General features: G+C 69.9%; 14 protein-coding genes. 5 read left to right on the top strand and 9 right to left on the bottom strand.

Going from position 1 to position 13,900, the window contains the following annotated elements; all coding sequences use genetic code 11:
- The first annotated feature begins 5 nt into the window (after positions 1-5).
- The 5 genes from ACY0I8_RS05710 to ACY0I8_RS05690 all read left to right on the top strand — a co-directional run bounded on the left by ACY0I8_RS05710 (position 6) and on the right by ACY0I8_RS05690 (position 3,162).
- Positions 6-803 (top strand): HupE/UreJ family protein, encoded by a 798-nt coding sequence (locus ACY0I8_RS05710; protein ID WP_461393973.1) that lies wholly within the window; start codon positions 6-8, stop codon positions 801-803.
- Positions 775-1,131: a DUF6488 family protein gene (locus ACY0I8_RS05705; RefSeq protein WP_461393972.1), complete on the top strand. Its 357-nt coding sequence runs from the start codon at positions 775-777 to the stop codon at positions 1,129-1,131. Before ACY0I8_RS05710 ends, ACY0I8_RS05705 begins: the two co-directional genes overlap by 29 nt.
- Entirely contained in the window at positions 1,128-2,063 is a 936-nt protein-coding gene (locus ACY0I8_RS05700) for a hypothetical protein (protein WP_461393971.1), read from the top strand. The genes ACY0I8_RS05705 and ACY0I8_RS05700 overlap by 4 nt, the downstream gene beginning before the upstream one ends.
- 90 nt (positions 2,064-2,153) lie before the next feature.
- The gene (locus ACY0I8_RS05695) at positions 2,154-2,705 is read left to right on the top strand and encodes a peroxiredoxin family protein (protein WP_461393970.1); all 552 of its coding nucleotides are present in this window, start codon (positions 2,154-2,156) and stop codon (positions 2,703-2,705) included.
- A 265-nt stretch (positions 2,706-2,970) separates the two neighbouring features.
- Complete coding sequence (locus ACY0I8_RS05690) at positions 2,971-3,162, top strand: hypothetical protein (RefSeq protein ID WP_461393969.1); 192 nt, start codon at positions 2,971-2,973, stop codon at positions 3,160-3,162.
- A 95-nt stretch (positions 3,163-3,257) separates the two neighbouring features.
- Here the strand turns inward: ACY0I8_RS05690 and ACY0I8_RS05685 are convergent, their stop codons facing one another.
- The 9 genes from ACY0I8_RS05685 to ACY0I8_RS05645 form a co-directional block, all read right to left on the bottom strand.
- A complete protein-coding gene (locus tag ACY0I8_RS05685) occupies positions 3,258-4,844 on the bottom strand; it encodes a peptide chain release factor 3 (protein ID WP_461393968.1) in 1,587 nt (528 codons plus the stop codon).
- A gap of 127 nt (positions 4,845-4,971) precedes the next feature.
- Entirely contained in the window at positions 4,972-5,313 is a 342-nt protein-coding gene (locus tag ACY0I8_RS05680) for a phasin family protein (protein WP_461393967.1), read from the bottom strand.
- Positions 5,314-5,453: 140 nt separating this feature from the next.
- Positions 5,454-8,105 carry an alanine--tRNA ligase gene (gene alaS, locus ACY0I8_RS05675; protein WP_461393966.1) on the bottom strand — a complete coding sequence of 884 codons (2,652 nt, stop codon included), beginning with the start codon at positions 8,103-8,105 and terminating at the stop codon, positions 5,454-5,456.
- A 380-nt stretch (positions 8,106-8,485) separates the two neighbouring features.
- Positions 8,486-9,631, bottom strand: a complete 1,146-nt coding sequence (locus ACY0I8_RS05670; RefSeq protein ID WP_461393965.1) for a type IV pilus twitching motility protein PilT — start codon at positions 9,629-9,631, stop codon at positions 8,486-8,488.
- A 12-nt stretch (positions 9,632-9,643) separates the two neighbouring features.
- Complete coding sequence (gene recA, locus ACY0I8_RS05665; RefSeq protein ID WP_461393964.1) at positions 9,644-10,663, bottom strand: recombinase RecA; 1,020 nt, start codon at positions 10,661-10,663, stop codon at positions 9,644-9,646.
- Between the two features lie 386 nt (positions 10,664-11,049).
- Positions 11,050-11,649: an RNA 2',3'-cyclic phosphodiesterase gene (gene thpR, locus ACY0I8_RS05660; protein ID WP_461393963.1), complete on the bottom strand. Its 600-nt coding sequence runs from the start codon at positions 11,647-11,649 to the stop codon at positions 11,050-11,052.
- The gene (locus ACY0I8_RS05655; RefSeq protein ID WP_459940907.1) at positions 11,631-12,128 is read right to left on the bottom strand and encodes a CinA family protein; all 498 of its coding nucleotides are present in this window, start codon (positions 12,126-12,128) and stop codon (positions 11,631-11,633) included. The genes thpR and ACY0I8_RS05655 overlap by 19 nt, the downstream gene beginning before the upstream one ends.
- Before the next feature lie 94 nt (positions 12,129-12,222).
- Positions 12,223-12,675, bottom strand: coding sequence for a phosphatidylglycerophosphatase A family protein (locus ACY0I8_RS05650; protein ID WP_461393962.1), 453 nt, complete (start codon positions 12,673-12,675; stop codon positions 12,223-12,225).
- Positions 12,676-12,678: 3 nt separating this feature from the next.
- Positions 12,679-13,900: HD domain-containing phosphohydrolase (locus ACY0I8_RS05645; RefSeq protein WP_461393961.1), on the bottom strand; the 1,222-nt coding region annotated here is incomplete at its 5' end.

Below are 13,900 nucleotides of genomic sequence, written 5' to 3'. Positions count from 1 at the left end.
GCCGTATGACGGCCGCGCGCCGGTTCCTGTGGGCGGCGGCCCCCGTTTTCACCGCGGGGGCCGCCTGGGCCCACGGCATGTCCGAGGCCGACCGCCAGGCCATGCTCGAGGGGGGCTACGGGCTCTACCTGTGGCTCGGCGCCAAACACATGCTCACGGGGTACGACCACCTCCTGTTCCTGCTGGGGGTCATCTTCTTCCTCACCGGGTTCCGGGACGTGGTGCGCTGCGTCACGGCCTTCACCCTGGGCCACAGCCTCACCCTGATCCTGGCCACCCTATTTCAGATCACGGCGAGCTACTACCTGGTGGACGCGGTGATCGCGCTGAGCGTGTGCTACAAGGGGTTCGACAACCTGGACGGGTTCCGGCGGTACTTGGGGAGGGAGCCCCCCGACATGGTCCGGGTGATCTTCGCGTTCGGGCTCGTGCACGGGTTCGGCCTGAGCACCCGGCTCCAGACCCTCCCCCTGGGCGCGGACCTGGCCGGGCTCGTGGGCCGGATCCTCTCGTTCAACGTGGGGGTGGAAGTGGGCCAGGTGCTCGCCCTCGTGGTCATGGTGGCCGCGCTTGCGGGCTGGCGCCGGACCGAGGCGTTTCGTCGGTTTGGCCGGGTGGCCAACGGCGGGCTCGTGGCGGCGGGCCTCTTGCTCTTTCTCTTCCAGATGCACGGCTGGACCCACGAGCGCTTCGGGGAGGAGTTGGGGTTCAACTACGACGCCCACTACCACGCCCACGAGGCCATGGACCTCGAAAGGGCCAGGGAGGCGATCCGTGACAATCTTCTGGAAGGGCTGGAGTAGGGCTGCGGGGGTCGCGCTGGTTGCCGGGGCGCTCTCGGTCTGCGCCGCCGGGGCCTGGGCCCACGGAGGCCACGAGACGATCCCCGAGGAGGAGGCCGTGCGCCGGGCCCGGGCCGTCCAGGAGCTTTTGGTTCGCCGGGGGCGGCTGGGGCCGGACTGGGCCGGGGCGACGGTCGAGGCCGCGCAACTGCAGATGGTGGACGGCGTGGAACGCTGGGTCGTGGTGTTCCGGAACCCCGGTGCCCCACCGGGCCGGGACCGGCTCCATGTGTACCTCCACTACGACGGCCAGGTGCTGGGGGCCAACTTCTCGGGAGAGACGAAATGAGCCGGATCGCGAGCCGTGTCTGGATCGCCGCAGTGGGCGTTTTGGCGGCCGGCTGTGCGGCCTCGCCCCCAACGGCGTGGGAGCCCACGGCCGGAACAGACCCGATTCGGCCCTGCTGTGCCCTGGAGACCCCGAACGCCCACCACCTCCCGAGGCTTAGGCCCGAGGAGGTGGACCGCCGGTACCGGTTCCGGGTGGAGCCGGACCGGCCCCTTCGAGCCGGGGAACCTGTGGTTCTCCGGGTGTACGTGGAGGCCGCGGACGAGCCCCGGCCGGAGGCCATGGCGCCCTACCGGGAGCGAAGGGTCCACGCCCTCCTGGTCCCGGAAAGCCTGGTGGATGTGGCGCACCTGCATCCCCAGGGGGAGCCGGGGTGGCTCGAGACCGCCGTGTTCGACGGCCGCCACGATTTCCGGTTCACCCCGAGCCACGGCGGCCGCTACGATCTGGTGCTCGATTTCGTGGACGAGGGCATCTGGGTGACCAAGGTGATCCCCCTGACCGTGGAGGGTCCGGCTGCGCCACCGGCCAAGCCGGATCGATCCCACACACGGAAGGCCGGGGACCTGGGCGTGGATCTGGTCCTGACCCCGCCCGAGCCCGTTGCCAAGGGGTATGTGAGCGCGTATCTGCGGGTCACCCGGAACGGGGAGGCCGTGACCGACCTCGAGCCCTTCGCCGGCGCGCTCCTCCACGGGGCCCAGATCGGGCCCGGCGGAGAGATCCTCCATTTCCACGGGGGCAGCGACGCCTTCGGCCACTTCAGGTTTTTCCGGGACCCGCCCGGTTACCGGGGGCCGAAGCTCTATTTCACCCCCCAGTTCGACCGGCCGGGGCGGTACCGCCTAGTGGCCTTCTTCCGGCGGGCGGGCCGGGAGCACCGGGTGGCGTTCGATGTAGACGTGGCACCGCCGTCATCTGGGTTTCGATGAGATCCCGAAGGGCCGGGGCTGGATCGGCAGGGGCCGCGTGCCGTAGGATGCGGGGCTCATCGAGGGCATCTTCGGAGACGGAGGTAGACCGTGCGAAGGAAGGGAGCCGCGGCCTTCCTGGGCGCCGCTTTTCTCGTGCTGATCGGGCTTGGCTGCTCGGGGCAGGACGCCCCGTCCCGGGCGGGAAGCGCCGGGGCCCCCGCCAAGGCGGAAAAGGGCCACCCGGCCCCGGACTTCGAGCTCACCGGGTTCGACGGTAAGACCTGGCGGCTTTCGGATCTCAAAGGCAAGGTGGTGTTCGTGAACCTCTGGGCCACCTGGTGCCCGCCGTGCCGGGAGGAGATCCCCTCCATGGTCCGGTTCTACCAGCGGTACAGGGACCGGGGGGTGGAGATCCTGGCGGTGTCGGAGGACCGGGACCCCGAGGCCGTTCGCTCGATGATCCGCAAGGCCGGGATGACGTTTCCGGTGATGATGGACCGGGACAAGACCGTGTACGGGCTCTACCGGGCCACCGGCGTGCCCGAGACCCATCTGATCGACAAGAGGGGCGTGATCCGGCACACGGTGATCGGGCCGTTCAACTGGGAGGCGCCCGAGGTGGCCCGGGCCGTGGAGCAGCTCCTGGCCGAGCCCCTGTGATACCAAGTTGCGTGCAAACAGACGCCCATCACGGGGGTCCGGCAAGGGGCCTGGTTCCGGCCGTGCGTGAGGGCGGCATCCGGCTTACCCTGCAGCCGGCACTCAGCCCGGCGGCTCCAGGAACGGCGGAACCGCGAACGTTGGCGAGCCATGGGCGGGGTCATGGCGAGGGAGACATCGGCTGAGTGCCGGCTGCAGCGACTGTAGGAGCCACGCCCGGCGCTCCACCAGGCCCCTTGCCGGGCCGAATCAGGAAACGGTTACGGTGAACGCAACTTGGTATGAGGTCGTCGTGAAGCCGAGCCCCGAACGAACCTACACCTGCAGCGACTACCGCCAGGAGATGCGCCTTCTGGGCCTCAAGCGCCGGCTCGAGGAGGCGGAACTCTCCGACGAGGAACGGGCCCGGATCGAGGGCGAAATCCGGGACCTGGAACGGCAGATGGGGATGGACTGAGGGCGGTCCGCGGTCTTCCGCCCTCGGTCGTCGGTCCCAGGTCTGCCGGTGGATGATCCTTCCAGCCTCCTGGCCTTCTCGCTTCCCCGCCGATCCTACGCCGTCTCCCGGAACGTTACCCCTTTGGCCCGCTCGGCGAGCCATTCGAAGGCCCAGGCGCTCTTGAAGAGCACCACGGGCCGGCCCTGGCGGTCCTCGCACCACAGGGTGCTCGGGTCCCGGTCGATGGCGGCCGGGTCGAGGCCGTCGCCCTCCACCCACCGGGCCACCTGGAACGGCATCGGCTCCAGGGTCACGGTGACCCCGTACTCGTTCTCCAGCCGGTACTTGAGCACGTCGAACTGGAGCACCCCCACCGCCCCCACGATGGGGTCCTTGTCCCCCAGGGGTTGACGGAACACCTGGATCGCCCCCTCCTGGGCGAGCTGCTCGAGACCCTTGTGGAGTTGCTTGGATTTGAGGGCGTTTTTCACCCGGACCCGGGCGAAGTGTTCCGGGGAGAAGTGGGGCACGCCCTCGAAGGTGAGGTCCGGGATCTCGGTCAGGGTGTCGCCGATGTAGAGCGTGCCCCGGTCGTGGATCCCGATCACGTCCCCGGGGTAGGCCTCGTCGATCACCACCCGCTCCTGGGCCATGAACTGGAGCGGCAGGGCGAGGGTCACCTCCCGGCCGAGCCGGGGGTGGCGCACCTTCATGCCCCGCCGGAACCGGCCCGACACCACCCGCACGAACGCGACCCGGTCGCGATGCTGGGGGTCCATATTCGCCTGGATCTTGAACACGAACCCGGAGAACCGCTCCTCCGTGGGGCCCACCGGCCCGGCCGTCGAGTCCCGGGCACCCGGCGGGGGGGCCATCTCCAGGAAGTCCTGGAGGAACGGTTCCACCCCGAAGTTCGTGACCGCGCTCCCGAAATAGACCGGTGTGAGCTCGCCCGCGAGCACCCGGTCGAGGTCGAACGCCTCCCCGGCCCCCTCCAGGAGTTCCACCTCCTCGCGGAACGACGCCAGGTCGTGGGGATCGAGAAGCTCGGCCAGGGCGGGGTCGTCGGGCCCGGTCATCCGGGCCGCGGTGCGGCGCTGCCCGTGGTCGCCCCCTTCGAAGAGAAGCACGTGGCGGTCCCGCAGGTCGTACACGCCCCGGAACCGCTTCCCCATCCCGAGCGGCCAGGTCACGGGGCAGGCCGCGATGCCCAGCACGTCCTCGATCTCCGTGAGCAGATCCAGGGGCCGCCGGCCCTCCCGGTCGAGCTTGTTCACGAAGGTGAAGATGGGGATCCCCCGCATCCGGCAGACCTGAAAGAGCTTTCGCGTCTGGGCCTCCACGCCCTTGGCGCAGTCGATCAGCATCACGGCGGCGTCGGCCGCGGTCAGCGTGCGGTAGGTGTCCTCCGAAAAGTCCTGGTGGCCCGGCGTGTCCAGGAGGTTCACCCGGTAGCCGTTGTACTCGAACTGGAGCACGCTGGTGGTGACCGAGATGCCCCGAGCCTTCTCGAGTTCCATCCAGTCGGAGGTGGCGTGGCGGGCCGCCCGGCGGGCCTTGACCGCGCCGGCGAGATGGATCGCCCCACCGTAGAGGAGGAACTTTTCGGTGAGGGTGGTCTTTCCGGCGTCGGGGTGGGAGATGATGGCGAAGGTGCGTCGCCGGGCGGCCTCGCGGGCCACGGCGTTGGGGGTCTCCATGTGGGGGGCTACCTCGTGCGAAAAGAGGGGATGGCGACAACGAAAACCGGCCCTCGGGGCGTTCCGAGGGCCGGGCAGGATACGGCCTGGGGCCGGAGAAGTAAAGGTCGGTTGTCTGCCACCGCGGCTACATCGTGGGGACCTCTTCGTCCCGGTCCCGCTCCCGGCGCTCGAGTTCCGCCACCCGGCGCTCCAGGGACCGGAGTTGCTCTTCCACGAGCTCGAGGTCCTTGCGGGGAACCAGGTCCATTTTCCGGAAGGTCTCCTGGATGAGATCCCGGATCCGGGCCTCCCACTCCTCCCGGGAGGTCTCGGCCTTGGCCAGGATCTCCTTCACGATGCTTTCCCCCTCCTCCTGGCTCATGCGGCCCTGCTCCACCAGCTCGTCCACGAGCTTGCGGGCCCGCTCCTCGGTCAGGGTGAGAAGGCCGATGCCGGCCAGGGTGGCTTTCCGGAACATGTCGAGCATGGCGGACTCCTCTCTCGGCTGGAAGGCTGGAAAGCTAGGAGGCTAGGAGGCTGGGAGACCCCGAGTTCCGCCTCCCCGCGTGCGGGTCCAACGTGCCCCAGTTCCCCGGGGTTGTCAAACGGGAACCCGGTCCAAGGGTGTCAGGCCCCCAGGAGCTTCGCCGCCTCTTCATAAGCCGCCTCGAGGGCCTTGTCCAGACCCGAGGGGTCGGGGCCGCCGGCCTGGGCCAGCTCGGGCTTGCCGCCGCCCCGGCCCCCGACCTTCTCGGCCAGGGGTTTGATGAGGTCGCCGGCCCGGACCCGCTTCGTGAGATCCTTGGTCACGGCCACGAGAAGGAGCGCCTTGCCCTCGGCCTCGGCCCCGAGCACCACGATCCCCGATCGGATCCGGTCGCGCAGCCCGTCGGCGAACTCTCGCAGGGCCTTGGGGTCGGCCGCCGGCACCCGGGTCGCGAGCACCCGCACGCCGTCGATCTCCCGGGCCTGGGCGAGCACGTCCCGGGCCGCCCCCCCGGCGAGCTGGCTCCGGAGCGAGCTGATCTCCCGCTCCAGCTCCTTGGTGCGCTCCAGGGCCCGGCGCACCTTCTCCGGCACCTCGTCCGGGTTGGCCCGCAGAAGGGCCGCCGCCTCGGCTAGGGCGTCCTCCATGGCGAACACCCGCTCCAGGGCCCGGTCGCCGGTGGCCGCCTCGATCCGGCGCACGCCGGCGGCCACCCCGCCCTCGGACACGATCTTGAACAGCCCGATGTCGCCGGTGCGCGAGGCGTGGGTGCCCCCGCACAGCTCGGCCGACACCTCGCCCATCCGCACCACCCGGACCCGGTCGCCGTACTTCTCGCCGAAAAGCGCCATCACCCCCTGGCGTCGGGCCTCGTCGAACGACTCCTCCGAGACCGTGATTGGATGGTTGGCCTGGATCCACCGGTTCACCCGGCGCTCCACCTCCCGGATCTCCTCGGCGGTCATGGGGGCGAAGTGGGTGAAGTCGAACCGCAGCCGGTCCGGGGCCACGAGCGACCCGGCCTGCTTGACGTGGTCGCCGAGCACCTGGCGGAGCGCGGCGTGGAGGAGGTGGGTGGCCGAGTGGTTCTGGGCCGTGGCGAACCGGGCCCCGGCCTCGACCCGGGCCACGACCCGGTCGCCCTCCCGCAGGGTGCCGCGGGTCACGACGCCCTTGAGCACGATGAGATCGGGAAAGGGCTTGGTCGCGTCCTCCACCCGCACGTACACCCCGTCGGCCTCGAGGCTTCCGGTGTCGCCCACCTGGCCGCCGCTCTCCCCGTAAAACGGGGAGTCGGCGAGCACCACCTCCACGGCCTCGCCCTCCCGGGCCTCGGCCACGCGGTCGCCGTCTCGCACCAGGGCGAGCACGGGGGTTTCGGCCTCCAGCGTCTCGTACCCCACGAACCGGGTGGCGACCCCGGCCGACCGGAGGTCCCGGTACACCCCGGCCACGGCCTCTTCCCCCGAGCCCTTCCAAGAGGCCCGGGCCTTTTCGCGCTGGGCCTCCATCTCGGCCTCGAACCCGGCCTCGTCCAGGGTGAAGCCCCGGTCGCGGACGATGTCGGCGGTGAGGTCCACCGGGAACCCGTAGGTGTCGTAGAGCCGGAACACCACGTCGCCGGGAATCACGGTCTCGCCCCGGGCGGCGAGCCGGGCCACCTCCTCCTCGAGGATCTGGAGGCCCCGGTCCAGGGTGCGGGAGAACCGCTCCTCCTCGTGGAGGATCACCTTGGCGATGTACTCGCGCTTGTCCGAGAGCTCGGGATAGGCCCCCTCCATCTGGTCGATCACCACCCCCGAGACCTTGTGGAAGAACGGTTCCTCGAACCCGAGCATCCGGCCGTGGCGCATGGCCCGCCGCATGATCCGCCGCAGCACGTAGCCCCGGCCCTCGTTGGACGGGAGCACCCCGTCGGCGATCAGGAACGTGGTCGCCCGGATGTGGTCGGCCACCACCCGCAGGCTCACGTCGCTCTCCTCGGCGCGGCCGTAGGGCACACCGGCGAGGTTCGCCGTGAAGTCGATGATCGGGCGGAAGAGATCGGTGTCGTAGTTGGAGTGCACGCCCTGCACCACGGCCGTTACCCGCTCCAGGCCCATGCCGGTGTCGATCGAGGGCTTGGGCAGGGGGGTCATGGTGCCGTCGGCCGCGCGCTCGAACTGCATGAACACCAGGTTCCAGAGCTCCAGGAACCGGTCGCAGTCGCACTCGGGGCCGCACCGGTCCGGGTCGGGGCAGGGGTAGATGCCGGGCCCCTGGTCGTAGTGGATCTCGCTGCACGGGCCGCAGGGCCCCGTGTCGCCCATGGCCCAGAAGTTGTCCTTGGCCCCGCACCGCACGATCCGCTCGGCCGGCACCGGGGTCTCCTGGAGCCACAGGTCCCGGGCCTCGTCGTCCTCCTCGTAGATCGTGACCCACAGCCGGTCGGGGTCGAGCTTCATGTGCTCGGTCAGAAACTCCCAGGCGAACCGGATCGCCTCGCGCTTGAAGTAGTCGCCGAACGAGAAGTTCCCGAGCATCTCGAAAAACGTGTGGTGCCGGGCCGTGCGGCCCACGTTCTCGAGGTCGTTGTGTTTGCCCGAGACCCGAAGGCACTTCTGACAGGTTGTGGCCCGGGCGTAGTCGCGGCGCTCCTGCCCGGTGAACACGTCCTTGAACTGGACCATGCCGGCGTTGGTGAAAAGGAGCGTCGGGTCGTTCTGGGGCACCAGGGACGAACTCGCCACCACCCGGTGGCCCTTGGAGGCGAAGTAGTCCAGGAACGCCTTTCGGATCTCGTTTCCGGTCATCGAAGAACCCCTGTCATCGGATCGTGGATCATACGAAACGGGCCCCGAAACCGGGGCCGGATGCGCGAGAAGCCCGGCGGCTGGGGAGCTTGAATCTCCCGTAGGCCGCGCAGGGCGCGGCTTGTTCGCAGAAACAATAACTTCCGCCTCGGCCACGCGAAGGGCCGGCGCGATGGCGCCGGAACCCCGAATGTTCTTAGCCGCCTAGCTGCCAAGCAGCCCAGCCGCCTAGCCGAAGTTAGTCGGAAGGCTGGGGACGAAACGGCGGCAAACGGACCGGCTGGGTCCTTCACCGTCCAGGCCTCCCCCGGGGTGCATCTCCGTGTTCACTGGGGGGGAGAAGGCCTCCCAGCTTCCTGGCCTCCTAGCTTGCCAGCCTCTCAGAACCGCTCGATCTTCAGGCCCCCGTTTTTCTCCCCGCCCTCCTCGGCCGTGTTCCAGCGGGTGTCGCTGGTGGACTGGATGCCCGACATCTTGAGGGCGAAGTCGTCCGGGTTGGACGACTGGCGCAGGGCTTCCTTATACGTGATGAGGTTTTTCTTGAGAAGCCCCATGAGCGACTGGTCGAAGGTTTGCATGCCGTAGGTGGTGAACCCCTCCGCGATGGCCGTGCGGAGCTCCTTCGTCTTCTCGGGCACCTCGATGCATTCGCGCACCCGGGCCGTGGACACCAGCACCTCCACGGCCGGCACCCGGCCCTTGCCGTCGGCCCGGGGCACGAGCCGCTGGCTGATCACGCCCCGGAGGATGCTCGCGAGCTGGAGCCGCACCTGCTTTTGCTGGTACGGCGGGAACACCGAGATGATCCGGTGGATGGTCTCGGCCGCGTCCACGGTGTGGAGGGTGGAGAGCACGAGGTGCCCGGTCTCCGCCGCCACCAGGGCGGTCTCGATGGTCTCGAAGTCGCGCATTTCCCCCACCAGGATCACGTCGGGGTCCTGGCGCAGGGCGCTTTTCAGCGCTCCGGCGAAGCTCAGGGTGTCAAACCCCACCTCCCGCTGGTTGATGATCGATTTCTTGTCCCGGTGCAGGAACTCGATCGGGTCCTCGATGGTGATGATGTGACAGGTCTTCTTCTGGTTGATGTAGTCGATCATCGAGGCCAGGGTGGTGGATTTCCCCGACCCGGTGGTCCCGGTCACCAGGATGAGGCCCCGGGGTTCCATGGCCAGCTCCTCCACCACCTTGGGCAGGAGGAGCTCCTTGACGGATTTGATCTCGGTGGGGATCACCCGGAACACCATGCCCACGGTGCCCCGCTGCTGGAACACGTTCACCCGGAACCGCCCGAGCCCCGGCACCCCGTAGCCCATGTCCACCTCGTGCTGGTGCTCGAACACGTCGCGCTGGGCCGGGGTCATGATCTCTCCCGCGAGCCTTTGGAGCACCTCGGGGGCGAGGCGGCCGGCGTCCTTGTAGGGGTAGAGCTGGCTGTCGCGCCGGAAGATGGGCGGGAGGCCCGCCTTCAGGTGGATGTCGGAGGCCCGGGCTCTGACCGCGACCTCCAGGATCCGGTTGAGGTCCATGGCGGCCACCCCCTACGCCTCGGCGGGCGGGGCTTCGGGAACGGCCAGACCGACCTTCTCGCGCACCTGGCGCTCCACCTCCTCCAGGATGTCGGGGTTCTCCTTGAGGAAGCGGCGGGCGTTCTCCCGGCCCTGGCCGATCCGGGTCTCGCCGTAGGTGTACCAGGCGCCCCGCTTGTCCACGACGCCTTGGTCCACCGCGAGGTCCAGGAGGTCACCGGTGCGGCTTACCCCTTCGTTGTACAAAATATCGAACTCGGCCTTGCGGAACGGCGGCGCCACCTTGTTCTTCACCACGGTGACCCGGGTGCGGTTGCCCACCACCTGGTCGCCGTCCTTGATCGCGCCGACCCGGCGCACGTCGAGGCGCACCGACGAGTAGAACTTGAGGGCATTGCCGCCGGTGGTGGTCTCGGGGTTTCCGAACATCACCCCGATCTTCATTCGGATCTGGTTGATGAAGATCACGAGCGTCCGGGTTTTGGAGATGGTGGCCGTGAGTTTCCGCAGGGCTTGGCTCATGAGCCGGGCCTGGAGCCCCACGTGGCTGTCGCCCATCTCCCCCTCGATCTCGGCCCGGGGCACCAGGGCCGCCACCGAGTCCACCACCACCACGTCCACGGCGTTGGAGCGCACGAGGAGTTCCGTGATCTCCAGGGCCTGCTCCCCGGTGTCGGGCTGGCTCACCAGGAGGTCCTCCACGTTCACCCCGAGCCGCCGGGCGTAGGAGACGTCGAGGGCGTGCTCGGCGTCGATGAAGGCCGCGATGCCCCCCTGGCGCTGGGCCTCGGCCACGGCGTGGAGGGCGAGCGTGGTCTTCCCCGACGACTCGGGCCCGAAGATCTCCACCACCCGTCCCCTCGGGTACCCGCCCACCCCGAGGGCGAGATCGAGGGAGAGGGCGCCGGAGGGGATGGCCTCGATGCCCCGGGCCGGGCCGGCCTCGCCGAGGCGCATGATTGCGCCCTTGCCGAACTGCTTTTCGATCTGGCCGATGGCCAGGTCCACCGCCTGGCGGCGTTCGGTTGTCATCGCGTTCTCCTCTGAGGATCTTCGTGCCAGAAGGCCCGAAAGCGGAAAGGCTATCAACCCGGCGCCAATAGAGGCGCGCAAGGAAGTCGCCAGGGCATGGGGCCTGCTTCCGGCCGTGCGTGAGTGCGGCATCCGGCTTACGCTGCATCCGGCACTCAGCCGGATGGTCGGAACCATTCAGGAACTCTGGGCGTTTTCGTCTGTTTGCTCGGCCGGAAGAGTCCCAGTCGTTGGCTGAGTGCCGGATGCAGCGACTGTAGGAGCCACGCCCGGCGCTCCAGCAGGCCCCATGCCCCCGACCGTGGCTATTTAGCCGCCGGAGTAATAGTAAGGACCCTTCCCGATTCCAGAATCCTATCGGGCCACCGCCCCTCCCGCGCCGGTTCTCAGGGGGGTGAACCGTCGGCGGCCGGTCCCAGGGGGGCCCGGCCCCGTTCGATGTAGTCCGGGCCGCCCGGGCCGAGACGGCTTTCGAACAGGGTCAGGTGGGCCACCTCGAACGCCGTGCCCCGGTAGGACCGTTCGGCCGGACCGAGCCGCTCGAGCCCCGGGATCCCCCCGGGCCCCCGGGACCGGCCGAGCGTGATGTGGGGCCGAAACGGTCGGGCCTCGCGGGGGAACCCCAGGCGCTCGAGCCGGGTTTCCACCTCGAGGGCGCACCGGCCGAGCGCCGCGGTGCCGCCCTCGAGCCCCACCCAGAGGACCCGGGCCCTTCCCCGGGGCGGGAAGGTTCCCACGCCCGCGGGGGTGAGCCGGATCGGCCCGGCCACGGGAAGGGGCGGGGCCAGGGCCTCGCGCACCGCCTCGAACCGCTCCGGGGGGATCTCCCCCAGGAACCGCACGGTGATGTGCATGCGGTCCGGCCGCACCCACCGGGCCCGCACCCCCCGGGCCCGGAGCCTTGCCGCCAGGTGCCCCAGTTCCTCGCGCAGGGGCGCCGGCAGTTCGGCCGCCACGAAGGCCCGGATCAGGCCGTTTCCGTCCACGGCAGCTCCGCCTCCCGGGCAAGCCGTTGGAGCACCGCCTCGGCCGCCCCCTCCTGGATCTCGGTTCGTTCCCCGTGGAGTCCGAGCCGCTCGGCCCGGATGCGTCCCGGCCGGCCCCAGGCCACCCATACCGTGCCCACCGGTTTTTCCGGCGTGCCCCCGGTGGGGCCGGCGATCCCGGTCACGGCGGCCCCCAGCCGGGCCGGCGACCGGCGGAACAGCCCCTCGAGCATGGCCCGGGCGCACGCCTCCGATACGGCGCCGTGCGTTTCCAGGAGATCCTCCGGCACCCCGAGGAGTTCGACCTTGGCCCGGTTCGAGTAGACCACGAGCCCCCGGTCGAAATAGGCGGAGCTCCCGGGAACCCGGGTGATCCGGTGGGCGATGAGCCCGCCGGTGCACGACTCGGCCACGGCCACGGGTCCACCGCCGGAGGCGAGGGCGGCGGCCAACCGCAGTTCCGGGGGAGGTTCGCTCACGGTGTTGCCCCCTTTTGGGCCGGGCGGCCGGTCCCCCCGGCAAGTCCGGAACGGCATCCGTGCCGAAGGCGCCCCAACCCCGCGCTGGCGGGGCTCAGAGCCATCCGGACCGCACGAGGAGTTCGAGGACCCCCCGGGCGGCGAGCCCGGCCGCGAGATCGTCGAGCAGGATGCCCCAGCCTCCCCCCACCCGGCGGTCGATCCACCGGATCGGGGGGGGCTTGAGTATATCAAAGGCCCGAAACGCCACAACACCGGCCACGAAGGCGCCGATGCCGGGCGGCAACCCCAGCACCGCGGTCCAGAACCCCAGGGCCTCGTCGAGCACGATCCACGGCGGGTCGTGTTCGGCCGCGGCCCGGGCGGCCCGGCCACAGGCCGCCGCCGCCAGAGGAAGGCACAGGAGAAACAGGCCGAGCTCCAGGGGCCATGGGAGAAGCCCCAGCGCCGCCACCAGCGGAACCGCGGCCAGGGTTCCCCAGGTCCCCGGGGCCCGGGGCAGGCGCCCGACCCCCAGGCCCGAGGCGGCGAGCGTCCAGGGGTCCATGGGCTACGGCTTGGGCTTGGGCCGGGGGTGGGCCGCCAGAAACGCCTTCACGCACTCGGGGTCGAACTGGGTCCCGGCGCACCGCTCGAGCTCCGCGATCGCGACGTCGTGGCTCAGCCCTTTCCGGTAGGCCCGGTCGCTCGTCATGGCGTCGTAGGTGTCGGCCACGGCCATCACCCGGGATGCCAGGGGAATCTCCTCCCCCGCGAGCCCCTCGGGGTATCCCTTGCCGTCGAACCGCTCGTGGTGGTGGTACACGATGGGCACCACGTCCCGCAGGAACGAGATGGGTTCCAGGATCCGCTTGCCCATGGCGGGATGGCCCTTGATGATGTCGTACTCCTCGGGGGTGAGCCGGCCGGGTTTGTTCAAGATGGAGCTCGAGATCCCGATCTTCCCGATGTCGTGCAGGAGCCCCGCCTGCCGGAGCGTCTGACAGAAGTCCTCGTCGAGGCCCATCTCCCGGGCCGCCGCCACGGCGAGCCGGGTCACGTTCTCGGAGTGGCCGTGGGTGTACGCGTCCTTGGTCTCGATGGCGAGCGCCAGCCCCTGAATCGTCTCCCGGAAGGTGTTCTCCAGGTCGGCGTAGAGAAGGGCGTTCTCCAGGCTCGCCGCGGCCCGGTCCCCGAGCACGATCAGGGCCTTCTCCTCCCGGGGCCGGAACGGGGCCCGCTTGCGGCGGGAGTAGGCGTTCAGGAGCCCCAGCACCTGGCCGCCCCGCCGGAGCGGCACGGAGAGGAGCGTGTGCATCCGGCTCCGGCCGGCATCGGTGAGAAGCGAGGCGAGGTCCTCTCCCTGCACCTGGACGTGGGGCTTGGCGCCAAGCAGGACTTCGAGTCTCTCGGGGGCGGCCAGGAGCGGCGTCTCGTCGCCGTTGGGCCCGAGGCCCAGCCGACGGGTGAATCCTTCTTCCTTGGGCGGCCGGAACCACAGCTCCACGGCGTCGGCCCCCACCTCCTTGCACGCCGCCTCCACCACGATCCGCAGGACCTCGTCGAGGGAGAGGCTCGAGGAGACGGCCTCGCTCAGCCGCAGCAGGGTGACCTGCTCCCTCAGATGCAGGTTCTCGGCCTCGAGGCGGAGTTTCTCGACGGCCCGGTTCACCACCTGGATGAGTTCGCCCACCTTGAACGGCTTGAGGATGTAGTCGTAGGCCCCGATCTTCAGGGCCTCGATGGCGGTCTCGACCGTGGCGAACCCGGTCATCATGATCACGATGGACGGG

This window comes from Deferrisoma sp. (assembly GCF_054681715.1).
Note: the sequence above shows the minus strand (reverse complement) of the source record. Positions and strands in the feature narration are given on the sequence as shown.